This window comes from Streptomyces sp. CWNU-52B (assembly GCF_047444975.1).
Classification (GTDB): Bacteria; Actinomycetota; Actinomycetes; order Streptomycetales; family Streptomycetaceae; genus Streptomyces.
Genome location: NZ_JBLFJV010000010.1, coordinates 23,780 through 47,298 on the forward strand (window position 1 = coordinate 23,780; position 23,519 = coordinate 47,298).

A 23,519-nucleotide genomic window follows, 5' to 3' on the forward strand; every position below is an offset into this window, starting at 1 on the left:
GTGCGCAACGCGGCACCCGCATCCAACTGCAGGACTCACCGACCGCCCCCGCTCGCGGGCGATCCCGAACCAGTCCGGTCGAGGCCGACCGGCAGCCCGAGGCCGAGCGCGGCAGCCGCAGGTCACGGCAGCGCATCCACGCCTTCCGTGCCCTGCGCGACCGGCTCCCGTTGATGTTTGACAGCCCAGAACTCTCGTCGCGTGCACGGCGGGAGCTGGAGAGCATGCGGTACGCGATCCGCCTCACCGAGGCGTGAGAGGAGTCCACTGTGTCGGACGAGGATCTGACCCCGGTCGCTCGATTCCTGTACGAGGCCGGGACGCTGAAGGCGACGAAGCGCACCGGGTGGTGGATGGCCGGTGTCCGTGATCCCGAGTCGGTCGCGGAGCACTCCTGGCGGACCTCCCTGATCGCGTCCGTCATCGCCAAGCTGGAAGGTGCCGATCCGGCTCGCGCCGCGTTCCTCGCGGTCTGGCACGACTCTCAGGAGACCCGCACCGGCGACGTCAACCACCTCGGGAAGAAGTACAGGGCAGGCGGGGCGGACCCGCGTGCCATCACCGCCGATCAGGTCGCCGAGTTCCCCGAACAGCTGGCCCGGGCCGTGACCGAACTCGTCGCCGAGTACGAGGCGAAGGAGTCGCCGGAGGCGGTCTGCGCCCGCGACGCCGACAAACTGGAGTGCATGATCCAGGGCATCGAGTACCGGGCGCAGGGATACGAGAACGCTCAGCGCTGGATCGACAACAGCCGCGGCCGGATCATCACGAAGTCCGGGCAGGCCCTCGCGGATGCCGTCCTGGAGACCGGTTCGCTCGACTGGCTCCGCGCCGCGCTCGGCGAGGCCCCGAACTGACCTACTTCACCGAGCTTCGCCCTGCCGCCGCATGCGACAGGGCGAAGTAACCGGCCTCCGGGGAAGGCCCGGTATCGCGTCCCCGTCACGCCAGCCTGATCACGTTCCAGGACAAGGGTTCCAGCGTGGCGGTGAGGCCGCCGTCGGACTGGAGCGATGTTCCCGTCACCTCGTGCGGGACGACCCTGTTCGGCTCGGTGCCGGTGTTGCGGGCGTCCGGGTCCGGGTCGGACAGGGCCGTGTGTGCCACGACCGTCGTCAGGCCCAGGGCGCCCAGGGTCACCTCCAGCGGCAGCGCCTCCGTCTGGCTGCGGTTGACGGCGAAGAGCGTGACCGAGCCGTCCTCGGCCCGTACCGCGGTGGCGTGCAGCAGGTCCGTCTCGCCGTATCTCTTCGTCTCGTACGTCGGTGAGTCGACCCGTACGTCGAGGACCTGGCCCCGGCCGTACCGCGAGGCCTGGGAGAAGGGGAAGAAGGTCGTCTGGCGCCAGGCCGCGCCGCCCGGCTCCGTCATGATCGGCGCGATGACGTTGACCAGTTGGGCCAGGCACGCGACGGTCACCCGGTCCGCGTGCCGCAGCAGTGCGATGAGCAGCGAGCCGAAGACCACCGCGTCGGTGACGGAGTAGACGTCCTCCAGGATGCGCGGGGCCTCCTGCCAGTCCTCGACGGGGTGCGGGTTGGGGCGGCTCTGGTACCAGACGTTCCACTCGTCGAAGGAGAGGTTGATCTTCTTCTTCGACTTCAGGCGGGCGCCCACGTGGTCGCAGGTCGCCACCACGTTCTCGATGAAGGACTCGGTGTCGACGGCGGAGGCCAGGAAGGAGTCCCGGTCGCCGTCGTGCTCCTCGTAGTACGCGTGCAGGGAGACGTAATCGACCAGGTCGTACGTCTCCTGGAGCACCGTCGCCTCCCACGCGGCGAACGTGTCCATGCCCTGCCCCGAGGAGCCGCACGCGACGAGTTCCAGGTCCGGCTCGATCTGCCGCATCGCGCGGGCGGTCTCCGCGGCGAGGCGCCCGTACTCCTCGGCCGTCTTGTGCCCGGTCTGCCAGGGCCCGTCCATCTCGTTGCCGAGGCACCACAGCCGGATGCCGAAGGGGTCCTTGTCGCCGTGGGCCACGCGCAGGTCGGACAGGGTCGTACCGGCCGGGTGGTTGGCGTACTCCTGGAGTTCCAGGGTCTCGGCGACGCCGCGCGTGCCGAGGTTGACCGCCATCATGGGCTCCGCCTGCGGCCCGACCTTCTTGAGGAACGCGATGTACTCGGAGAGGCCGAAGCGGTTGGTCTCCGTGGAGCGCCAGGCGAGGTCCAGGCGGCGGGGGCGGTCCTCGGCGGGGCCGACCGAGTCCTCCCACTTGTAGCCGGAGACGAAGTTGCCGCCGGGGTAGCGGATGGTGGTGACGCCGAGTTCCCTGACCAGGTCGAGGACGTCCTGGCGCAGGCCCGCCTCGTCGGCCGTCGCGTGGCCCGGCTCGTATATGCCGGTGTAGACGCAGCGGCCGAGGTGTTCCACGAACGAGCCGAAGAGACGGGGATTCACCTCACCGACGGTGAAGGCGGGGTCGAGGGTGAAGCGGGCTGTGTCGTGCATGGTTACCTTGTTCGCCTTTCGGGAGGGGCTGAGGGGTGGGTGGCCTGCGGGTCATTGGCGGGTGCGGGTTCGTCGTGGCTGGTCGCGCAGTTCCCCGCGCCCCTGAAAAGGGGGGTTACTGGCCCGCCAGCCCCGTGTGCGCCACCCCCGCCACGATCTGGCGCTGGAAGAAGACGAACACGATGATCAGCGGCAGGCCCGCCATCAGGCCGCCCGCCATCAGCTGGGCCCACTGGATGCCGTACGAGTTCATGACGGTCGCGATGCCGTTGGGCATGGTCATCAGGTCGGGGTTGTTGGTCACCATGTACGGCCACAGGAAGTTGTTCCAGGACGCGATGAAGGTGAAGATGCCGACCGCCGCGAGGGACGGGCGGGAGAGCGGGAGCACGATCGTGAAGAAGACCCGCCAGCGGCCCGCGCCGTCGATGAACGCGGCCTCCTCCAGTTCGCGCGGGATGCCCTGGAAGAACTTGTAGAGGATGTAGACCATCGCGGCGGGCGCGCACTGCGGCAGGATCATGCCCCAGTAGGTGTCGACCATCCCCATCTGCTGGACCGTGGTGAACAGCGGCACGCCCAGGACCGCGGGCGAGACCATCAGACCGGTCATGACCAGACCGAGCAGCGCCTTCTTGCCGCGGAACTCCGTGCGGGCGAAGCCGTATCCGGCCAGCGCGCTGACGCTCAGCACCACGGCCGTCACGCACACCGAGACCACCAGCGAGTTCACGAACCAGTTGGTGATGTTGCCGGTCTCGAAGATGGCCCTCCACGCCTGGGCCGTCCAGTCCTTCGGCAGCCAGTGCGTCGGCACCTCGACCGCCTCGGTCTCCGACTTGAGCGAGGTGAACAGCGCCCAGACGAGCGGCGCCAGGAACACCACGGAGACGGCGGCGCCGAGGAGGGTGAGCACGATCTGGCTGGGCGTCCAGGGCCTGCGGGGTGCCTTGCCCACCTCGACCCCGTCACGGGCCGCCTCTCGGGCCGCCCCGCGGGCCCCCTTGCGCGACGTGACACCTGTCTGTGCGGCGGTGCTCATCGGCCGCCCTCCTCACGGTTGCGCAGCAGCCACATCCGCGCGAGGGCGACGACCGCGATGATCACGAAGAAGATGATGGAGATCGCGGAGGCGTAGCCCACGCGGTAGCTGGTGAAGCCCTCTTCCAGCGTGTACTGCACGAAGGTGCGGGTGGAGCCCTCCGGGCCCGGCAGGAAGTCCATCATCACCACGGCCTGGTCGAAGACCTGGAGCGAGGCGAGGATCTGCAGGGCGAGGACCAGACCGGTGATGTTCCGCAGCATCGGCAGGGTGATGTGGACCATGCGGTGCCAGGCGTTCGCGCCGTCCAGCTTGGCGGCCTCGTAGAGGTGCGCGGGGATGCCCTGGAGGGCGGCGAGGTAGAGCAGGAAGCTGAAGCCGACCGTCCACCACAGGGTGCAGATGACGACGGCGAGCATGGCGTACGACTTGTCGGTCAGCCACGCCGTATCGACGCCGAAGACGTAATTGACCATTCCCGTGCCGGGGTTGAACAGCCACTGCCACAGGTTGGCGGCGACCGTGGACGGCAGCAGGAACGGGGCGAAGAAGCACAGCCGCCACAGCCACTTGCCGCGCTCGATGTGGTGGGCGAGCATCGCGAGGAGGAAGGCCAGGACCGTGATGCAGGGGACGACCAGGAGCGTGAAGTACGCGCTGTGGCCCAGCGATTCCCACACCAACGGGTCGTCCAGGGCCTCGCGGTAGTTGTCGAGGCCGATGAAGTTCGTGGCGTCGCCGGAGATGTTGGCGTCCGTGAAGCTGAGGTAGACGCCGCGCAGCAGCGGCCAGATCACGAACAGCGCGAACAGCACGAGGAACGGCGCGACGAACCAGGCGCCGTGCTGGAAGCCCTGCTTGCGGCGGACGGTGGTGCCGGCGGTGGCGGTCCTCGCGCGCGCCGGGGCGATGACGGTCTCCGCGCTGGTCGTCGTCATGCGACCGCACCTCCCTGCGCGGCGGTCCGGCCGTCCATGGGGTTCTTCGAGGCGAGCAGTTCGGTGAGCGTGCTCTTCATGCTGCGGGCGGCCGCGTCCGGCTTCGCGGAGCCCAGCGTCGAGGAGACGACGATCGGGCCGACGCGCTGGGCGAGGATGCCGGTGGACCCGGCGAACCACACCTTGGGCTCGGTGGCCTGGTGGTCCATCGCCGAGACGTACTCGCTCTGCGGGTTCAGCTTCTTGTACGCGGCCGTGGTGAGGGTCGGTGTGTACGCCGGTATGTGGCCGCCGGCCGCCCACTGCTGGGCGTGCTGGACGATGTACGCGGCGAGTTGGTGCGCGCCCTCGTCGGCTGCGCCGCCCCGGCCGGACTGGTGCGGCAGCACGAAGGCGTGCGACTCGGCGTGGGTGGCCCGCTTGCCGAAGACGGGCGGCAGCGGGGTCGCGCCGTACTCGATCTTCGCGCCGTCGAAGACCGGCACCGACCAGTTGCCCTCCCAGACGAACGGGCCGCCGTTGACGAACTGTTCGGCGCCCGCGCCGCCCGCGAAGCCCGGATCGGAATACCCGTCGGTGATGTGGCGGCGCAGGAACTCCAGTACCTGGACGGCTTTTTCGGTGTCGAAGGTGACCTCGGTGTCGGCGTCGTCGAACCAGGTGCCGCCGAGCTGGGTGTAGAACGCGACGAAGAACCACCACTGGAAGTTCTGGTCGCTGGACCACATGCCGATGGTCTGCAGGCCCTTCTTGGTGGCCTTCTTGGCCTCCTTGAGCACGTCGAACCACTCGTCGACGGACGTGACCGGCACGATGTGGCCGTCGTCGCCGAGCAGGCCCGCCTTCTTCAGCACGTCCTTGCGGTAGAAGCAGAGCTGTACGTGGATGTCGAGCGGCAGGGCGTAGAGCGTGCCGTCGATGACCGCGCGCTTCCACAGCTCGGGGTTGAAGTCCCCTTCCCGCACGCCGTACTTGGCGAGCAGGTCGACGTCCCAGGGGTCCAGGAGGCGGCCGGGTGAGAAGCCGGTGACCCGGCCCATGTGCATGACGCCGAGGTCCGGCGCGCGGTTGCCCGCGGCGGCCATGGCCAGCTTGGTGTAGAAGGGGCTCCCCCACTGGAGGGTGGAGTCCTTGACGTCGATGTCGGGGTTCGCCGCGCGGAAGGCGTCCAGCATCGCGATCATGTTGTACCCGTCGCCGCCGCTGAAGAGGTTCCAGTAGCGGACGCGGGTGTCGGCGCCGGAGGCGAGCGCGTCCGCCCCGGTGCCGAGCGCGGCGAATCCGAGGCTTCCCGCGACCGTCAGCCCGCCCAGTCCCGCCAGGAAGTGCCTGCGATTCAGGCCAGGTAGTCCCATTCCCTGCCCTATCTGTTCGAGTTGCCACTGTTCGAGATTTCGATGAGTGCTCGTAACTTCGAACGGACCGTAGATAGGAAGCGCTTACTCGTCAATGGTTTGCGCAAAAACAGCGGCCCCCGGCCGGACTCGGAGACCGAGTCCGGCCGGGGGCCGAAAGTGCTGTACGTGCTCTGCCGCAGGTCCCGCCGGTGCCGGCCCGCGGGTCCCGCCGGTGTCAGCCCGCGAACGAGGGCTGGGCGAGGCCCTTTCCGGCTCCGGGGACCACGAGCACCGAACCCGCCAGCGGGTGCGGCGCCTCCAGACCCGTACGGGCTGTCGTGATGTACAGGTCGGTCAGGTCCGCGCCGCCGAACGTGCAGGCCGTGGGGCGCGGTACGGGCAGTTCGACCACGCGGTCCAGCTTGCCGGAGGGCGTGTAGCGGCGGACCGCCGCGCCGTCCCACAGGGCGACCCAGACGCAGCCGTCCGCGTCGACGGTGAGTCCGTCGGGGTAGCCGACGCCCTCCTCGATGGCCGCCAACGGGCGTCTGTTGGTGGCCTGTTGACCCTCGGAGGCGACGTCGAAGTCGAAGACGTCGATCCGGCCCGTCGGTGTGTCGATGTAGTACATGAGGCGGCCGTCGGGGCTCCAGCCCGTGCCGTTGCTCACCGTCACGTCGTCGAGGACGGAGGTGACCGTGCCGTCGGGGGCGATCCGGGACAGCGTGCCGCCGCCGGGTGCCTCGTCGTACCGCATGGTGCCCGTCCACAGGGCGCCGTCGGGCGCGACCGCCGCGTCGTTGGCACGGCGGCCGGGCACCACCTCCCGGTGCAGCCAGCGAAAGTTCCCGGAGCCCGCGGACCCCTCCGGGTCCGGACCGTAAAGGCCCACCCCGTCACGGAGGTTGACCACCAGGCCGCCGCCCGCCCGCGGCTTGGCCGCGCCGACGTGCTGCTCGGTGACCATGACCGTGCGCCGGCCGGAGACCGGGTCGTACGTGCACACCCGGGAGCCGAGGATGTCGATCCAGATCAGCCGCTGGGCGTCGGCGTCCCAGGTGGGGCCCTCGCCGAGGGCGGCCTCCGCCCGGACGGCCACCTCGTACCCGTGCGTGCGCGTACGCGCCCGCGCCGCTCCCGTCCCGGGCGTCATCCGACGCTCCGGTAGCCGAGCCGCTCCGACAGCTCGGCCGCGCCCTTGGCGGCGAGCTGCTCCAGCTCCACCCGGCGGTCCTCGCTCCAGCGGATCATCGGTACGGAGATGGAGAGCGCCGACACGACCTGGCCCGTGCGGTCGCGCACCGGCGCGGCGACACAGCTGACGTCGGGGTTCGACTCACGGCTCTCCACCGCGATGCCGCGCGCCCGGATCCCGACGAGGGCCTCGCGCAGGGCGGCCGGGTCGGTGATGCTGTTCGGCGTCATCCGGATCAGGTCGGCGTCGTCGGGGATCCGCGAGGTCAGCTCGGGCTCGGACAGCGAGGCGAGCAGCATCTTGCCCACGGAGGTGCAGTGGGCGGGGAGCCGGCGGCCGGCGGCGGACACCATGCGCACCGCGTGCGTGGAGTCGACCTTGGCGATGTAGATGACGTCCGTGCCCTCCAGGATCGCCACGTGCACGGTCTCGTCGCAGGTCTCCGCGACGGACCGGGCGACCTGGTGCCCCTCCGCCGCGAGGTCCAGCTGCTCGGAGTAACGGCTGCCCAGCTGGTAGGGCCGCACGCCCAGCCGGTAGCGTCCCGGCTGGCCCGGCACCGGCGTGATGTACGAGCGGGCGGCGAGCGTCGTCACCAGTTCGTGCACGGTGGTGCGCGGCAGCTGGAGCCGGCGCACGATGTCGGGGGCGGAGAGTGTGCCGTCCCCGTCGAGGAAGAGCTCGAGTATGTCGAGAGCCCTGGTTACGGCAGGCACGAGGCGTCCCACAACTGGCCCCCTCCCTTGTGTTCGAAATTTCAACAGCCGATCGGCATAGCGAACACAGGCTACTCATACGGGTCAGGGCCGAGCAATGGGCGTGCCACAACGTGCCGCAACGGGTGGGGCGCACCTGACGTGCACGGGGAGGCACGCGGTGGACAGGGGGCGGGTGGGAAAGAGGGAAAGGGAGAGGAAAGACGCGTCAGCGCCTGGCACGGGGATCACCCAGCTCCCCCCGTAACCGCTGCGCCCGCAGCACCAGCTCCAGCTCGAAGCGGCGGTCCGGGTCGTCGACCTCGTCCCCCCACAGCTCCCTGATCTGCCGAAGGCGATACCGCACGGTCTGCGGGTGGACGCCGAGTCGCGCGGCCACCTCGGGAGCGCCGCCCCGCGTCTCCAGCCAGGCCAGCATCGTCTCCGCGAGCCGCCGCCCGTGCGTGGGGCCGCAGTGGGCGAGCGGCTCCAGACAGCGCAGGGCCAGGTCGTCGATCAGCTCCTCGGGCTGCAGCAGGACCAGCGCCTCGGTGTGCTCGGTGCAGTACAGCACCTCGCCGGCCGGCAGCAGCCCGCGCTCCATCAGCCGTACCGCCGCCTCGGCCCAGCGCAGCGACTTCGCCGCGTCGGCCAGCGGCACGGGCGGGCCGATCGCGCCGGCCCAGCCGGTCAGCGCCCGGTGCAGCAGTTCGGGGCGCCCGGCGGCATCCGGTTCGGGCACGACCATGCGGGGCTGCTCGTACTCCATGTCCAGCAGCACGCCCTGGCTCACGGCGGGGGCGACGGCCTCCCGGGCGGGCCGCAGCAGGACACCGACCGCGACCTTGGCGGGCAGCGGCCAGCCGATCCGCGCGGCCCGCTCCGACAGGGCCTCGGCCGGATCGCCCCGGTGGTGCTCGGCGAGCAGCAGCTCCATCAGCCGGCGCTGCAGCCGCAGCCGCTCCCCGGCCTGCCGGGCGGCCGCCTCGGCGTAACCGCGTACGGACTGGTCGACCAGCCCGTCCAGGTACTCGTATCCGGCGTCGACCAGCTCGTACATCGCGGGCGGCGGGATCTCCACGCGCTGCCCGATCTCCGCGAACCGCCGCCACGCGAGCCGTACGCCGAGCCGGTAGATCGCCTGGAGCGAGTCGAGGCTGCGGCCGTCGAGGCCCTCGCCGCGGCCGAACTCCTGGAAGACCTCGGGGTGGGCGCGCGGCCGGCCCTCGGCGGTCTCCAGGTGCTGGACGAACACCTCGATGGCCCGGCGGATGCCGATCAGCGCCATCGGCTCGCCGGAGTCGTCCAGCACGACGGGCAGATGGGGGTACTCGTGCCGGATCTGCCGCAGGATCTCCTCGGCGAGCACGGGCGCCTCGGCCATCGCGAGCGCGGCGAACTGCCGCACCTGCAGACGCGGTACGTCGTGCCAGGCCGAGCGGGCGGTGACGGGTCCCGGCGGGAGGGCGGCCATGGTCAACGCTCCCGGCCGGCCGTCTCGTAGGTGATGAGTGGTGTGTTCGGCTGGTCGGGGGTCGCGTCGAGCAGTGCGACGACGCCGAGGGCGGCGCCCACGGCGAGGAGGGCCGCGGCAGCCACGGTCAGCAGGGCGGCGAGCAGTCTGGGCATCGCGGGTCAGCCTCTCTGTCGGAGGTCCGCCCCACCCCGGGCGTCCGCGATCACGGCTCGCGAGCCCCGGCCCTGTTCACCGTTCACCGGTCCCGCCCGGCAAGTCCCCAGTGTCGAGAACGCATTGACACTTCGTCAAGGGTGCGCCTACGGTTCCCGGCCCATACCGCACGTGCACCCTCCCCCACCGTGCCGGCACCCCCACGTGCCGTGCCACCAAGAGCCTTTGGAGTGCCCGGATGCGCCGTAAAGCCACACCCTTCTCACTGGTCGTCCTGGGTCTGGGCGTGTTCCTGCTCGTCCTGGCCCCGCTGCTCGCCTGGTACGTCGAACCGCGCGCCCAGCGCACCCCGGTCGACATCGACACGACGACCGTCTTCACCGGAACGGGCAGTTATTTCGACACCGACGAGATCGAGACCGTCCGCGACAAGAAGATCACCATCACCCGGCAGGTCCGCGGCGACGTCGCCGACAGCGAGAGGAGCGGCCGGGCGGTCTGGGACGTGTCCACGTCCGTCGACACCGCCAAGTCGCTGCCCGCGGCCGACCCGCACGACTCGCTCCAGTGGACCGTGGAGCGCTGGGTGACCGACCGGAGGACGAACAAGCCGGTCCACTGCTGCCAGGAGGAGCCGTACTTCGAGGGCGAGGCGTATCTGAAGTTCCCCTTCGACGTGCAGAAACGCTCGTACATCTGGTGGGACAACACGCTCGGCTCGACGGTCACACTGGCGTACCAGGGCAAGAAGCGGATCCAGGGGTACGAGGGCCTGCGGTTCACCGGCACCGTGCCCGCGACCAGGACCGGTACCCGGCTCGTCCCGGGCACCCTCGTGGGTGTGAAGGACGCCGGGCAGGTGCTCGCCGAGGAGTGGTACGCCAACCACGGCATCGAGCTCGTCGCCGACCAGCGCACGGGCCGGATCATCTACGCGGCGATCGGTCCCCGTAAGACCCTGAGGGCGCCCGGGGGCGAGAAGGACGCCGTCGTGCTGCTCGACAGCGAGCGGATCGCCTTCACCCCGAAGACCCAGCAGGAGCAGGTGGATCTCGCCGACCAGGACAGTGGTCTGCTGCGCCTGGTGGGGCGGACGTTGCCCCTGGGAACAGGAATCGCCGGCTTCGTACTGGCTGCCGTGGGTGCCGTTTTGGTCACCCGAGGGCGTCCGTATCCCGATACGCCCGAGAGCTCCCAGCAACCGCTCACAATGTGATGAGACGTCAGCTCGACAAAGCCCCGAAATTGTCACTTCGGTGAGTAGCCGCAGCGAACCAGCGGGCGAAAACTGTCCACCCCACCCGAACACAGCCCGCCCACACTCCCGTCACAGCCGGACCCCGACGCTCCCGCCCCACCCGCCACTGTCACCGCCGCCGTCACCACCACCGCCAGACCCGAACCCCCCACGGAACACCCCCCACCCCCACGCTGGTTCCGCACCCCGAGACGAGTTGGAGCACCCATGCCCCAGCACGTACCTCCGTCGTTGCGCGCCGCTTTCCCCCGCTCCGCGCAGCGACACCAGGCGCTCCCCCCACAGCCGCGCCGCATCGTCTTCCTCGCCCGTCGTGACGTCGCCAACGAGGCCGCGGGCGGTTCCGAACTCCTCGTCGACAGACTCGCCGAGGGGCTGACCCACCTCGGCCACCAGGTCACGCTGCTGTGCGGCGGGCCCGCCTCGTACCGCGACTACCGTGTCGTGTCGGCGGGCGGCGACCTCGGCCACTACCTGCGCGCGAGATCGGCGTTCCAGCGTCAGGTGGGCGACTGCGATCTGCTCGTCGAGGTCTGCAACGGCATGCCGTACCTGGCTCCGTTGTGGCACCGCGGGCCGACCCTGTGTCTGGTCAACCACGTGCACACCGACCTGTGGCGGATGCGGTTCGGCGGGCCGCTGGCGCCCGCCGCCCGGCTGGGCCGAAGACTCGAACACTGGGCGCTGGCCGGCGCGCAGCGGGGCGGCCTGCTCGTGGCCGTCTCCCCGTCGACGGCACACGCGCTGCGCGCGATCGGGGTCGAGCGCGAACGCATCCGGGTCGTGCACAACGGGGTGGAGGAGCCTGGCCCGCCCGCCGAACGCTCACCGGAGCCGATGTTCCTGGCCATGGGCCGGCTCGTCGAGTACAAGCGGATCGATCTGCTGCTGCGCCTGTGGGAGCGGGTCCGCCCGGTCACCGGCGGCCGCCTGGTGATCGTCGGCGACGGTCCCGAGCGCGAGCGGCTTCGGCACCTCGCGGGCCCCGGCGTCGAGTTCACCGGCCATGTCTCCGAGGCCGAGAAGCACCGGCTGCTCAGTGCCGCGTGGCTGCTGCTGCACCCCTCCGCGGTGGAGGGCTGGGGCCTGGTGGTGACGGAGGCGGCGGCCCGCCGGACCCCCGCGATCGCCTTCGACGTGCCCGGCCTGCGCGACTCGATCGTGGACGGCGAGACGGGGCTGCTGGCGCGCGGCGAGTCGTCGTTCGCGGCGGCCTGGTGCGCCCTCGCCCTGTCCGCCCACCGCCGCACCCTGATGGGCAAGGCGGCCGGCGACCGAGCGGCCCAGTACCGCTGGAGCCGGACGGTACGCCAGTTCAGAGCGGTGGCGACGGAGGCGGTGAGGGACTGGACACCATGACCCCACGGCGTGACACCCCCCGCCCCGAGCAGGAGCCCCTTCCGCAGGAGCCCGCGCACCGGGAGACCCCGCGGCGAGAGGCCTCTGGGCAGCCGGCCCCTGGGCGGAACGGCCCACCGGACACCGGCACCGACACCGGATCGGAAACAGGCCGGGGACCGGGCACCGGATCCGGCACCCGTACCCGCTCCGGTCTCAAAGACCCCTCCCTGCGGCGCTCCCTCGCCCTCTTTCGGGCCTTCCGTCATGAGCAGGACGACCCCGCTGCCTGCTACTCGCTGCTCGCCCGGGACGCCGTCGACCAGGTGGAGGCGTACGACGGGCCGGTGGACGGGCGGACCGTGGTGGACGTGGGCGGCGGGGGCGGCTACTTCACCCGGGAGTTCCGGCGGCGCGGCGCACACGGCTTCCTCTTCGAGCCGGACCCGAGCGAACTCGGGCCCGCGCCCCCGGAGGGGTCCGTCGTCGCCGACGGGTACCTGCTGCCGCTCGCGGACGGCGTCGCCGACGTCTGCTTCTCCTCCAACGTCCTTGAGCACGTCGCCGACCCGGGGACCTTCCTCAGCGAGATGGTCCGCGTCACCAGACCCGGCGGGCTGATCTACGTGTCGTTCACCAACTGGCTGTCCCCCTGGGGCGGTCACGAGTGGGCGCCCTGGCACTACCTGGGCGCCGAACGGGCCCGCGCCCGCTACCGGCGCCGTACGGGCAGGCCCGCCAAACACACCCTCGGCGAGAACCTCTTCGCCGTGCACATCGGACCCACCCTGCGGCAGGTACGCGCCCGCGACGACGTCCTGGTCGTCTCGGCGCGCTCCCGCTACTGGCCGTTCCTCGCCCAGGCGGTCGCCAGGGTGCCGGGACTGCGTGAGTTCGCCACCTGGAACCTCCTCCTCATCCTCCGGCGGTGTCCATGACCAGCACGGTCCAGGCCCCTCCCCCGGCGACGACCCGCCCCCTCGTCCCGGACCCGGGCCCCGCCCAGGGGCCCCGGTCGAGGCGGTGGCTGCTGGGCTTCTGGGCCGTGGTCCTCGTGCTGTTCCTGGCCGTGCACCCGGGCCGGCAGACCTTCGACACGAAGCTCGGTGTCGCACTCGCGCCCCGCCGGTTCCTGTCCGACCTGGGCCAGTTGTGGCACGACCAGGGCGGCTTCGGCGGCATCGCGGACCAGTACGTCGGCTACGCCTTCCCGATGCTGCCCTACTACTGGCTGACCGACCTGGTCAGCCTCCCGGTGTGGCTGGCCGAGCGGCTGTGGATGTCGCTCGTCGTCGCGGTCGCCTTCTGGGGCGCGCTGCGGCTCGCGGAGCGGCTGAACATCGGCAGCAGCGCGTCCCGGCTGCTCGGCGCGGTCGTGTACGCGCTGTGGCCGGTGTTCACGATCGTCGTCGGCTCGACCTCGGCCGCCGCGCTGCCCGGCGCCTTCCTGCCGTGGGTGCTGCTGCCGCTGACGAACGACCGCTACAGCGCCCGGGTCGCCGCCCTGCGCTCGGCGCTGCTCATCCCCTTCATGGGCGGTGTCAACGCCGCCTCGACGCTGGCCTCCCTGCTGCCGGTCGGCCTCTGTCTGCTGTCCCGGCCGCGCGGCCCGCGCCGGCGCAAGCTGATCACCTGGTGGGTGCCGGGCGTGCTCCTGGCGACGGCCTGGTGGGTGGTGCCGCTGCTGGTCCTCGGCATCTACGGCGAGAACTTCCTGCCGTACGTGGAGAGTTCGCAGACCACGACGGACACCATGTCGGCGACGGAGACACTGCGCGGCGCCGGCAACTGGGTCGCCTATCTGCACTTCGGCGAGGCCTGGCTGCCCGCGGGCTGGACCGTGGCGGCCTCGGCCGTCGTCATCGTCTCCTCGGCGCTCGCGGCCGGGCTCGGCCTCGCCGGGCTGGCCCGGCGGGACCTGCCCGAGCGGCGGTGGCTGGTGCTGACCGTGCTGTCGGTCGCGCTCATCACCCTGGCCGGCTACGGCGGTTCGTTCGGGGCGCCCTTCCACGGGGTGGTCCAGGACTGGCTGGACGGCGGACTCGTACCCTTCCGCAACATCTACAAGTTCCAGCCGGGCCTCGCCCTCGCGCTGGGGCTCGGGCTGACCCATCTGGTCGGGGTCGCCGCCCGGCCCCAGGGCGCCCGGCCGATCCGCGGCCGCCGGTACGCGGCACTGGTCGCGGCGGTCCTCGTCCTGCCGGGGCTCGCCTGGCCGTACCTCAACGGGTCGATCCTGCAGCCGGGTTCGTTCCAGGAGCTGCCCAAGTACTGGCAGTCCACGGCGGACTGGCTGGAGAAGTACTCGCCGGACTCCCGCGCCCTCGTCGTGCCCGCCACCGCGCACGGCATCTACACCTGGGGCTCCCCCATCGACCAGCCCCTCGACGTGCTCGCCGACTCCCGCTGGGCCCAGCGCGACTACGTGCCGTTCGGCACCGCGGGCAACCGGCGCGCGATGGACGCGGTCGAGCAGTCCCTGCTGACGGGCGGCGAAGTCCCGGGTCTGGCCGACTACTTGAGCCGGGCCGGCGTCCACTACGTGGTCGTACGCAACGATCTCGACCCGGACCAGCTCGGCTACGTACCGACCACGACCGTGAAGCGGACCCTGGAGGAGTCGGGCTACCGGCGCACCACCGGCCTCGGCCCGCTGATGACGGGCGGGCGCATCGCGGAGAACACCCCGATCCAGATCGAGGGGCTGTACCCGCGCCAGCGCGCCGTCGAGATCTACGAGCCGCCCGCCGACGTGCCCCGGCCTGGCCAGGCCGGGCTGAAGGCCGTCGCCCACACCGCCGTCGTGTCGGGCGGGCCCGAGGCGCTGCTGCCGCTGTCCGCCGACCCGACGATGCGGGACCGGGCGAGCGTGCTGACCGGCGACAACCACCCCGGGCTCGGCTCCCCCGAACTCCAGGTGGTGGGTGACGGGCTGCGGCGCGCCGACACCCGGTTCGGCCTGGTCAACGCCAACACCTCGTACACGTACACCCGCGACGAACGCAATCACTCGGGCAGCTTCCAGGACGCCGGGGAGGAGCCGCACCAGATCCTGCCGACGGAGGGGATACGGCACCAGACGGTGTCCGAGCTGCGCGGGGCGCGTTCAGTGACCGCCTCGTCCAGCGGCAACTGGCTGTTCTACCTCCCGCAGTACGACCCGGTGAACGCCTTCGACGGCAACCCGGACACCGCGTGGGCGGAGGGCGCGGCGGGCTCGGCGGACGGGCAGTGGCTGCGGATCGGCTTCACGGAGGAGACGGAGATCCCGTCGTCGATCCGGGTCACTCCGCTGCCGCAGGACAGTGTGCGCGCGGCGCCGACCCGGGTGCGGGTGGAGACGGAGCGCGGTTCGGAGACGAGCACACTGCGGGCCGACGGATCACGGCAGCGCATCAAATCCCCTGAGGGGGCGACGAGTTGGCTGAAGGTCACCGTCGTCGAGTCGGCGGCCCGGCACTCCGGTCTGTCCGGGGCGGGCTTCTCCGAGATCAGCGTTCCGGACGTCCAGGTGACCCGGCTGCTGAAGCTCCCGACGGACGCCGAGAACACCGAGGCGTCCGCCGAGACGATCTCCCTGCACCGGGCCACCGACCCGGGCGGCTTCTCCCCTACGGGCACGGAGGTCGGGCTGCACCGCCGCTGGACCTCGGAATCGGCGGGCACGTACGCGGTGAAGGCGAGCGCGGTCCCGGTGCCGGGCGACGCGCTCGACGCGCTGCTGTACGACGTGGCGCCCGAGCAGCGGGAGCGGATCACGGCGACGGCCGGTTCGACGGCCCTGCTCGGCACGGGCCTGTCGCCGCGCAACCTCACCGACGGCGATCTGACCACCGCGTGGATCGCCGGGGACGACCCGACCGTCCACCTGAACTGGCCCGGCAAGCAGGCGGTGGGCGAGATCGTCCTCGCCCCGGCCGGCGGCCTGTCCACCCGGCCGACCGAGGTCGACATCAGTTCCCCGGACGGTTCGACGACCGCCGGTGTGGACGAGAACGGCGTGGTCCGCTTCGACCCGATCACCACGGACCGGTTCGACATCACCGTCACCGAGACGGCCCCGATGACCGTCCACAATCCGCTCGCGGACGAGGACCTGCAACTGCCGGTCGGGCTGACCGAGGCGTACATCCCCGCCCTGGACGACCGCTACCGCACCCCGAAGGCCCTCTCCTCGCGCGCCTTCGAGCTGCCCTGCGGCAAGGGCCCGACGCTCGCCGTCGACGACGAGCTGTACGAGACGAGCGCCAAGGGCACGGTGGGTGACCTCGTGGAGCGGCGACCGGTCGAGCTGACGCTCTGCCAGGAGGGCCGCGCGGACACCGAGTTGTCGCTCGGCTCGGGTGCCCACCGGGTCGAGGCGGGCGACGCCGGGCCGCTGGCCGCCACCGATGTGACCCTGACCCGCGGCACGGTCACCACGCCCACGGCCCTCGACCGCGAACTGGGCATACACGACTGGCTCGGCGACCGCCGCGAGGTGACCGTCGGCTCGGGCGCCGCCTCCTACCTGACGACGTACGAGAACTTCAACGACGGCTGGAAGGCCACGCTGAACGGCCGGGAACTCAACCCGGTACGCCTCGACGGCTGGCAGCAGGGCTGGCGGATCCCGGCGGGCGAGGGCGGCACGGTGAAGCTCTCGTACGAGCCGTCCACGCTGTACGAGGCCGGGCTGATCGGCGGTGGGGTCGCGGTCGTCGTACTCGCGGGCCTGGTGCTGTTCCGGCGGCGCTCGCCCAACCCGGACGCGCCCACGCCGGTGCCGCCGCTGCCCGGTCCGCTCCTGGGCACGGTCGCGCTCACCCTGGTGGGGATCGTGATCGCCGGGTTCTTCGCACTGCTGGTGCCGGTGCTGGCGCTGCTCGCCCGGCGACGGCACGCGCTGCTGGTGCCGGTCGCGTTCCTCGCGCTCGCCGGGGCCGGGATCGTCGCCGCGACGGGCGCCGGGGAACCGGTCTCCGAGGGCGCCGGATCGTTCGGTCGTACGGCCCAACTGCTGGCGTTGATCGCGCTGTTCGCGGGACTGGTGTCGGTCGGCGAGCCGTCGCACGGCAGGCGGGGCGCTGCGCGGGGCGGCGGACCGGGTGAGGGGCCGAGTGAGCCGAGTGGTGGGCCGGGCCACCCGGACCACGCAGGTCAGCCGGCCGCAGCCGCCCTACCGCCTCCACCACCGGAGTTCGAGGCCCCGACGCACCCACTGCCGCAGCGGCGACGGGGGGAGAACGCGGGCCCGGGGGCGACGACCTCGCCTGCCCCGCCGGGGGTACCGGAGGCGACAGCTTCACCTGGCGCGCTGAGGACGCCCGGGGCGCCGGGGACGCCGGGGACGCCGGGGACGCCGCAGGCGATGGTCGCGCCTGCCGCGCCTGGGGCACCCGGGGTGCCGAGGGTGCCGGGAGCTCCAGGGACTCCGAGGACGCCGGGCGCGCTGGGGACGCCGGGAGCTCCGGGGACGCCGGGGACGCCACAGGCGACGGTCTCGCCTGCCCCGCCGAGGGCACCCGGGACGCCGAGGACGACGGAGGCGACAGCCTCGCCTGCCCCACCGGGGACACCCGGGACGCCGGGCGCGTCGAGGACGCCGGGGGTGCCGTCGTCCTTCATGCCGGCGGAGCCACCCCGTGCCGAGTCCGGTCCGACGCTCTCCGCCCGCGGACCGGGATCCCCCCGACCGGGGCCTGGGACCGGGGCTGAGGGGGCGGAGCCCGAGGACGGCAGAGGGACGGGGCGGAGAGGGAGGACCGGGAAGCCGAGGGAGGGCGGAGGCTCATGACCGCGCTGGACCGCCCGACACGCGACGGCACGGACGGGCCCGGCGGGCCGCCCGCGCGCGTCCCCTTCCCCGTGGTGGACGAGGTCGCCCGGCACTGCCTCCAGGAGGAGGAGCCGGAGACCGTCCACATCGAGGTCCATCTGCCGGGCCCCCTCGACCCGGACCGCCTGCGGAGGGCGTTCACCGGGGCCCTGCACCGCCACCCCCGGATCCTGATGCGCGAGGCGGCGCGCCCCTGGTACGGGCGGCGGTACGAGTGGGAGCTCACCCCCGAGGCCGACGTGGAGGCCGTCCTGTTCCCGGCGCCCGACCGGGACGCCCTCAAGCACGCCCGGGACAGGGCGCTGCGCGACGCCCCGCCGCTGACGGCCTCGCCACCGATCCGCCTGGAGGTCGTCCGAAGCCAGGGGACGGGGGCAGGCTCGGGAGCGGAGGCGGCGGAGGGTGACGGTGGGGACACGGTCCTGTTCCTGACCATCAACCACACCGCCCTCGACGGACCGGCCTGCCTACGAGTCCTGGCGACCGCAGCGGAGCTGTACGGCGGCCGGGACAACTCCCCGACCGCTCCCCCGACCCGCACGGCCCCCGAGGCACCGCACGCCTCCGACACCCCCGCCACCTGGGCGCCGCCGGCCCGGGTGGCACACGGGACGCCCGAGCCTCCCCAGCACCACGGCAACGGCATGCTCGTCGCCGAACTGAGCGTGCCGCACCGGCCCAAGGGCGCCCCGTACACCGTGAACGACCAACTCATGGCCGCCACCGCCCTGATGATCACGCACTGGAACCGGGAGCACGGCGCCCGCCCGCGCCCGCTGCACATCACCATGCCGGTGGACGACCGCCCGCGCGGCACGGACATGCCGATCGGCAACGGCACCCGGCTGGTCGAGGTCCCCTTCGCCCCCGAGGAGCTGGACGCCTCGGACATGGCCGCGCTGCTGCGCCGCACGGCGGACCGCACCCGTGCCCTCAAGGTCCGACCACGCCCCCAACTGGGCCACGGCGCCTCACTGTTGACGGCCCCCGTGGTGCCCGTCGCCTGGCGGGCCGCCTTCACCAGGGGGCTGCGGAGAGCGGCCGGGCCCTGGACGTCGACGACCTTGCTGAGCAACATCGGCCGCGTCCCGTACGCCCTCGACTTCGGCGCGGAGGCGGGCCGGGCCCACGCCGTGTGGTTCTCGGCGCCGGCCCGGATGCCGCGCGGGCTGACGGTGACGACGGCGTCCACGGCGGGCCGCCTGCATGTCGCGCTCCGCTGGTCCCGCGCGCTGCTGAGCCACGGCGACGGCCAGCACCTGCGTGACCTCTTCGAGCACTACCTGCACGCGACGGAACACCCCACGGGAAGTGCCCCATGACCACGGCCCCGTCCCGCCGCCCCCCGCACACTCCCCACGGGCTGCGGGACTTCTACGAGAACCCGGCCGTCCCGGTCGCCTCCGGCACGCCCCGCAGCCTGCGCCAGGCCCGGATGCTCGCCGCCGCGCTGGGCCCGGCCACCTCCGGCCGGCGCACGGTCCTGGACATCGGCTGCGGCGACGGCACCGCCGCGGCGACCGCCGCACCGCTCCTCGCCGGGCACCGCATCGTCGGCGTCGACTGGTCCCAGGACGCCCTCAGACGCGCCCACGCCCACCTCCCGTACGCGGTGCGCGGTGAACTCACCGACGGCGGGCTGCCGTTCAGGTCCGCCTCCGTCGACGCCGTCCTGTTCAGCGAGGTCGTCGAGCACCTCGTCGACCCGGACGCGGCGCTCGACGAGATCCATCGGATCCTCCGCCCCGGAGGTCATCTCATGCTCTCCACACCGAACTTGGCCACCTGGTACAACCGTGCCCTGCTCCTGGCCGGTGTCCAGCCCGTCTTCTCCGAGGTGAGCCTGCGCGCGATCCACGGCCGGCCGGGCAAGGAGGTGGTGGGTCATCTGCGGCTCTACACGGCCCGCGCGCTACGGGAGTTCGTGGCGGCGTCCGGCTTCGAGGTCGTGGGGCTGCGGGGCGCGCCCTTCCACGGCGTACCGCGGCCGCTGCGCCCGCTGGACCGACTGGCGTGCCGTGTCCCGTCGATGGCCTCGATCCTGCTGCTGCACGCGCGAAGGACGTAGACCATGTGGTGGGGAGTGGCCGCGGCCCTGTTGGCGAACACGCTCTACAGCGCCGGATTCGTCCTGGAGAAACGGGCGTTGGCAGCACTGCCCGAGGTGAGCGTGCGCCGGCCCGCCCGGCTGCTGCGGCTGGTGCTCGGCAGTCCGCTGTGGATCAGCGGGTCCCTCGCCCTGGCGTCGGGCTTCGGCGCGCAGCTCGTCGTCTACCGCACCCTGCCGATCGCCGCCGCGCAGGGCATCTTCGTCTCCGGCCTCGTCATCCTCGTACTGCTCTCCTCCGTGCTGCTCGGCGAGGAGACCTCGGGCCGCGAACGGTACGCGCTCGGTGCGATCCTCCTCGCGCTCCTCATGGTGGTGCTGTCCCTCAAGGAGGGCTCCGACACGGTCAGCCGCAGCGCCCCGGCACCGCTGATCCTGCTGCTCTGCGTGCCGTCGCTCGCGCTGGGCGTCTGGCTGTACGGGTCCGCCGAGCGCCGCGCCCGCCACCGGCACCGCATGCCGACGACGGGCGTCGAGTACGGGGTGGCGGTGGGCCTGCTGTACGGGGTCAGTTCGCTGGCCATCAAGGGCGTGTCGAGCCACCTCGACGGCGGCGGGCTCGGCGCCGCGGTGCTCGGCGTGCTGCGCTCCCCGTACCCGTATCTCCTGCTCTTCACCGGGGCGTTCGGCCTGGTGATGTCGCAGGCGGCGCTGCAGCGCTGCCGGGCCTCGCTGATCGTGCCGGTCTGCACGACGGTGACGTGTCTGTTCACTGCGGTGCTCGGCACGCTCGCGTTCGGCGAGACGCTGCCCGCCGATCCGCTGCGGCTGGCGTTGCGGATCGGCGGTACGGCGCTGGCGGTCTCCGTACTCCTCGCGATGCCGAAGCACGACCCGCCGCCACCGCAGCCTCCACAACCCCCGCCCCTTGCAAAGGAGTTACCAGGTCATGAACCCCGACGACCCGCTGCTGAAGATACTGGCGTGCCCGCTCGACAAGGGGCCGCTGCTTCTCCTCGGAAAGGAGCCGGAGGGCCGGGAGATCACTGACGTTGCCACCGGTGGCGCCGGGAGCAGGGGGGACGCCCTCTACAACCCGCGGCTGCGCCGCCGCTACCCCATCGTGGACGGGATCCCGCAGCTCCTGCCGTCCTCCGGCGAGCAGGTGACGGACCGCGAACACGAGGAACTGTTGCGGCGTATCACCGAGGACGGCGAGGTCAGCGAGGACGGCGAGGACGGCGAGGCCGGCGGGCCCCGGTCCCCCGCCTCCGGGACGATGACGCCATGACCCTGGCAGCCCGTCTGGTCCCCTTCGTACCGGTGCGGCTGGTCGCCGCGGCCGCCAGGTTCGTCTATCCGCGCTTCGAGCCCGAACTGGCCCGGCTCGGCGACCTCTGCCCGCGCGGCTGCGGCACGGCGGTGGACGTGGGCGGCTGGTACGGCCCCTGGACCCGCCGTCTCTCGGACCGGGCGCGCCGCGTGGTGACGGTCGAGCCGGTCCCGCACCTGGCCCGGCTGCTCGCCGCCGTGACCCCCGGGAACGTACAGGTGGTCCGCGCCGCCGCGAGCGACAGGGCGGGCACGGCCCGGCTCTGGCTGCCGCCGGGCGACCGGGGCGACCGGGGCGTCTCGTCCCTCGTACGGCGGGACATCCACGCCCGCGCCCTGGACGTTCCCTGCGTCACCCTGGACAGCCTGAACCTCCGTGACGTCGACTTCATCAAGATCGACGTGGACGGCAACGAGCTGGCGGTGCTGCGCGGCGCGGGAACCCTCCTCACCCGGGACCGCCCGGCCCTGTTCATCGAGCTGGAGGCCCGTATCCAGCCCGTCGACGCGGTGGTCTCGTACCTCTCCGAGCGGGGTTACGAGGGCTGGGTGCTGCCCGGCGACACCTGGCTGCCGCTGTCCTCCTTCGACCTGGAGGCCCACCAGGCGCGCGCCGCGCACGTGGTCTCCCAGGGCCTGCTGCGCCGGGTGCTGCCGTTCCGGGGCCCGGGGTACGTCCGGTACGTGAACTCGGTGCTGTTCCTCCCCGACGGCCGACTCCCGGGCGAGCGATACGCACGGCACGCACGGCACGTACCGCGTGTACGACAGGATGGAACGCATGCCCCCCGCCAAGCGACCGGCTAGCCCGCGCACCCCAGGCACCCCGCCCGCCCCGTTCACGCCGCTCGACTTCCAGCTGGTCCTGCTGCGCCGGATGGCCGACCACAACCCGGACCTCGTGGAGGAAGCCCGCCACACGCTGGGCGCCTCGGTCGCCCAGATGCGCGAGTCCAACCGCCGCTGGCAGGCGATGCGGCACGCGCCGCGGAGCAGGGGCTCGGTCGCCCGCTACCGCTCGATCCTCGGTGACCCGGAGTCGGTGACACCGCGCAGCATCGGCGACCTGTCCTGCGAGGCGTTCCGGTGGCCGGTCCCGCTCTGGCCGGACCTGCGCTTCGAGGTGCTGGTGGCCCCGGGCGGCGTGGCCTGGAACGAGTGGCTGGTCCGCGCTCCAGGTGCCCCCGCCCCCGAGCTGCGCACCCTGGCGGACCTGGCGCCCTGGTCCTGCACGGTCGACGAGGCCGCCCGCGCCTTCGCACCGGCCCGGCCGCTGGAGGGGTCGGCGCCGACGCGGTGGGGGCTGGCGTTCGCGGCGCCGGACGCGTCGGGCGTACGACGGGACTGCGCGGCGGAGTTCACCTGGGGTCTGCTGCAGCGCGTGGCGGTGACAGGCGAACGGCCTTGATCACGGCTTCGGCGACAACCGGCACGGAGGCTTCGTGCAGGAAGAGGAAGAGGTTGGGCTCGACGAGTTCCAACTCCATGACGCGGGGTGTCCCGTCGTCGCCGTCCACCAGGTCCACGCGGGCGTAGAGCAGCTCGGGCGCACCGGGGACGGCGGCCAACGCGCGCTCGGCCACGGCGAGTTCGGCGGGGGTCGGCTGCCAGGTCCGCAGGTTCGGGTGCGGGACCTTCTGATCGTCGAACGCGGTGCCGGGTTCGAGGACGGCACCCTTGCGGATGGCGTGCAGGAAGCGCCCGCCGAAGAACTGCAGGGCCCGTTCGCCGGCCGTGTCGATGCTGCGGACGTACGGCTGCACCATCGCGGTCAGCCCTTCGGCGTGCATCCGCTCAAGGTGCCGTACGGCGGCCTCCTGGTCCTTCGGCGTGTAGCGCGCCGCATACCGGGCGCCGGCCCCCGAGGTCGGCTTGACGACGTACTCGCTGTCGGCGGGCAGATCGACCGGGTCGCCCGGAGCGAGATAACGGGTGTCGACGACGGGCACCCCGGCGGCGGCGAGGTCACCCAGGTACCGCTTGTCGGCGTTCCACCGCACCACCTCGGCCGGGTTGGCCAGCGTCGTGACAGCCCCGCACCGCTCGGCCCACGCCAGGTACTCGGCGGCCCGCCAGCTGTAGTCCCAGGTGGACCGGATCAGCACAAGGTCGAAACCACCCCACTCGACATCGGAATCGTCCCAGCACACGACCTCGACCTCGGCCTCGACGTCGATGTCGCCCCCGGCCTTCCGCACCGCGTCAGCGAGAACGGGCAGGTCACGGTCGTACCCCGACTCCCGCACCTCCTGGCAGGTGACCAGCGCGATACGGAACGTACTGCGTGCCACGGCGGGCTCCTCAGAACTGGAACGTCTGGTCGGTCTTGAGATCGCAGGCTAACAACCCGCCCGGTGACGGAATCGGGCACCGTAGGACCACGCATGGAACAACTATAGTTACGTTTTGTTCGTAGCCACACGATCGATTACTCACCC

General features: G+C 72.1%; 20 protein-coding genes. 11 read left to right on the plus strand and 9 right to left on the minus strand.

Features of this window, described 5'->3' with window-relative positions; all coding sequences use genetic code 11:
* Window positions 1–269 precede the first annotated feature (269 nt).
* Window positions 270–857 carry an HD domain-containing protein gene (locus tag ACLVWQ_RS12605; RefSeq protein ID WP_414108532.1) on the plus strand — a complete coding sequence of 196 codons (588 nt, stop codon included), beginning with the start codon at window positions 270–272 and terminating at the stop codon, window positions 855–857.
* Between the two features lie 85 nt (window positions 858–942).
* Here ACLVWQ_RS12605 and ACLVWQ_RS12610 read toward each other — a convergent pair whose 3' ends face one another.
* The 8 genes from ACLVWQ_RS12610 to ACLVWQ_RS12645 form a co-directional block, all read right to left on the minus strand.
* Window positions 943–2,451: an alpha-N-arabinofuranosidase gene (locus ACLVWQ_RS12610; RefSeq protein WP_414108533.1), complete on the minus strand. Its 1,509-nt coding sequence runs from the start codon at window positions 2,449–2,451 to the stop codon at window positions 943–945.
* A 115-nt stretch (window positions 2,452–2,566) separates the two neighbouring features.
* Window positions 2,567–3,493 (minus strand): carbohydrate ABC transporter permease, encoded by a 927-nt coding sequence (locus tag ACLVWQ_RS12615; RefSeq protein WP_414108535.1) that lies wholly within the window; start codon window positions 3,491–3,493, stop codon window positions 2,567–2,569.
* Window positions 3,490–4,431: a carbohydrate ABC transporter permease gene (locus ACLVWQ_RS12620; protein ID WP_414108536.1), complete on the minus strand. Its 942-nt coding sequence runs from the start codon at window positions 4,429–4,431 to the stop codon at window positions 3,490–3,492. Before ACLVWQ_RS12620 ends, ACLVWQ_RS12615 begins: the two co-directional genes overlap by 4 nt.
* Window positions 4,428–5,786, minus strand: coding sequence for an extracellular solute-binding protein (locus ACLVWQ_RS12625; RefSeq protein WP_414108537.1), 1,359 nt, complete (start codon window positions 5,784–5,786; stop codon window positions 4,428–4,430). The genes ACLVWQ_RS12620 and ACLVWQ_RS12625 overlap by 4 nt, the downstream gene beginning before the upstream one ends.
* 217 nt (window positions 5,787–6,003) lie before the next feature.
* Entirely contained in the window at window positions 6,004–6,921 is a 918-nt protein-coding gene (locus tag ACLVWQ_RS12630) for an SMP-30/gluconolactonase/LRE family protein (protein WP_414108538.1), read from the minus strand.
* On the minus strand, window positions 6,918–7,691 hold the full coding sequence (locus tag ACLVWQ_RS12635) for an IclR family transcriptional regulator (protein ID WP_414108540.1): 774 nt from the start codon (window positions 7,689–7,691) through the stop codon (window positions 6,918–6,920). The genes ACLVWQ_RS12630 and ACLVWQ_RS12635 overlap by 4 nt, the downstream gene beginning before the upstream one ends.
* A gap of 196 nt (window positions 7,692–7,887) precedes the next feature.
* A complete protein-coding gene (locus tag ACLVWQ_RS12640; protein ID WP_414108542.1) occupies window positions 7,888–9,132 on the minus strand; it encodes a PucR family transcriptional regulator in 1,245 nt (414 codons plus the stop codon).
* A gap of 2 nt (window positions 9,133–9,134) precedes the next feature.
* On the minus strand, window positions 9,135–9,287 hold the full coding sequence (locus ACLVWQ_RS12645; protein ID WP_414108544.1) for a hypothetical protein: 153 nt from the start codon (window positions 9,285–9,287) through the stop codon (window positions 9,135–9,137).
* Between the two features lie 239 nt (window positions 9,288–9,526).
* Here ACLVWQ_RS12645 and ACLVWQ_RS12650 point away from each other — a divergent pair, with 239 nt between their 5' ends.
* From ACLVWQ_RS12650 to ACLVWQ_RS12695, 10 genes are all read left to right on the plus strand, one after another.
* On the plus strand, window positions 9,527–10,504 hold the full coding sequence (locus tag ACLVWQ_RS12650; protein ID WP_414108546.1) for a DUF3068 domain-containing protein: 978 nt from the start codon (window positions 9,527–9,529) through the stop codon (window positions 10,502–10,504).
* A 249-nt stretch (window positions 10,505–10,753) separates the two neighbouring features.
* Window positions 10,754–11,905 (plus strand): glycosyltransferase family 4 protein, encoded by a 1,152-nt coding sequence (locus ACLVWQ_RS12655; RefSeq protein WP_414108547.1) that lies wholly within the window; start codon window positions 10,754–10,756, stop codon window positions 11,903–11,905.
* Entirely contained in the window at window positions 11,902–12,822 is a 921-nt protein-coding gene (locus ACLVWQ_RS12660; RefSeq protein WP_414108549.1) for a class I SAM-dependent methyltransferase, read from the plus strand. Before ACLVWQ_RS12655 ends, ACLVWQ_RS12660 begins: the two co-directional genes overlap by 4 nt.
* Window positions 12,819–17,660 (plus strand): alpha-(1->3)-arabinofuranosyltransferase family protein, encoded by a 4,842-nt coding sequence (locus tag ACLVWQ_RS12665; RefSeq protein ID WP_414108661.1) that lies wholly within the window; start codon window positions 12,819–12,821, stop codon window positions 17,658–17,660. The genes ACLVWQ_RS12660 and ACLVWQ_RS12665 overlap by 4 nt, the downstream gene beginning before the upstream one ends.
* Window positions 17,657–19,024: a condensation protein gene (locus ACLVWQ_RS12670; RefSeq protein ID WP_414108550.1), complete on the plus strand. Its 1,368-nt coding sequence runs from the start codon at window positions 17,657–17,659 to the stop codon at window positions 19,022–19,024. The genes ACLVWQ_RS12665 and ACLVWQ_RS12670 overlap by 4 nt, the downstream gene beginning before the upstream one ends.
* Window positions 19,021–19,770, plus strand: coding sequence for a class I SAM-dependent methyltransferase (locus ACLVWQ_RS12675; RefSeq protein WP_414108552.1), 750 nt, complete (start codon window positions 19,021–19,023; stop codon window positions 19,768–19,770). Before ACLVWQ_RS12670 ends, ACLVWQ_RS12675 begins: the two co-directional genes overlap by 4 nt.
* Window positions 19,771–19,773: 3 nt before the next feature.
* The gene (locus ACLVWQ_RS12680; RefSeq protein WP_414108553.1) at window positions 19,774–20,799 is read left to right on the plus strand and encodes a hypothetical protein; all 1,026 of its coding nucleotides are present in this window, start codon (window positions 19,774–19,776) and stop codon (window positions 20,797–20,799) included.
* The gene (locus ACLVWQ_RS12685) at window positions 20,699–21,040 is read left to right on the plus strand and encodes a Trm112 family protein (RefSeq protein WP_414108554.1); all 342 of its coding nucleotides are present in this window, start codon (window positions 20,699–20,701) and stop codon (window positions 21,038–21,040) included. Before ACLVWQ_RS12680 ends, ACLVWQ_RS12685 begins: the two co-directional genes overlap by 101 nt.
* Window positions 21,037–21,888 (plus strand): FkbM family methyltransferase, encoded by an 852-nt coding sequence (locus tag ACLVWQ_RS12690; protein WP_414108555.1) that lies wholly within the window; start codon window positions 21,037–21,039, stop codon window positions 21,886–21,888. The genes ACLVWQ_RS12685 and ACLVWQ_RS12690 overlap by 4 nt, the downstream gene beginning before the upstream one ends.
* Window positions 21,854–22,489, plus strand: a complete 636-nt coding sequence (locus ACLVWQ_RS12695) for a hypothetical protein (RefSeq protein WP_414108556.1) — start codon at window positions 21,854–21,856, stop codon at window positions 22,487–22,489. Before ACLVWQ_RS12690 ends, ACLVWQ_RS12695 begins: the two co-directional genes overlap by 35 nt.
* Here the strand turns inward: ACLVWQ_RS12695 and ACLVWQ_RS12700 are convergent.
* Window positions 22,440–23,372, minus strand: coding sequence for an ATP-grasp domain-containing protein (locus tag ACLVWQ_RS12700; RefSeq protein ID WP_414108558.1), 933 nt, complete (start codon window positions 23,370–23,372; stop codon window positions 22,440–22,442). The genes ACLVWQ_RS12695 and ACLVWQ_RS12700 overlap by 50 nt on opposite strands.
* Window positions 23,373–23,519: the final 147 nt, after the last annotated feature.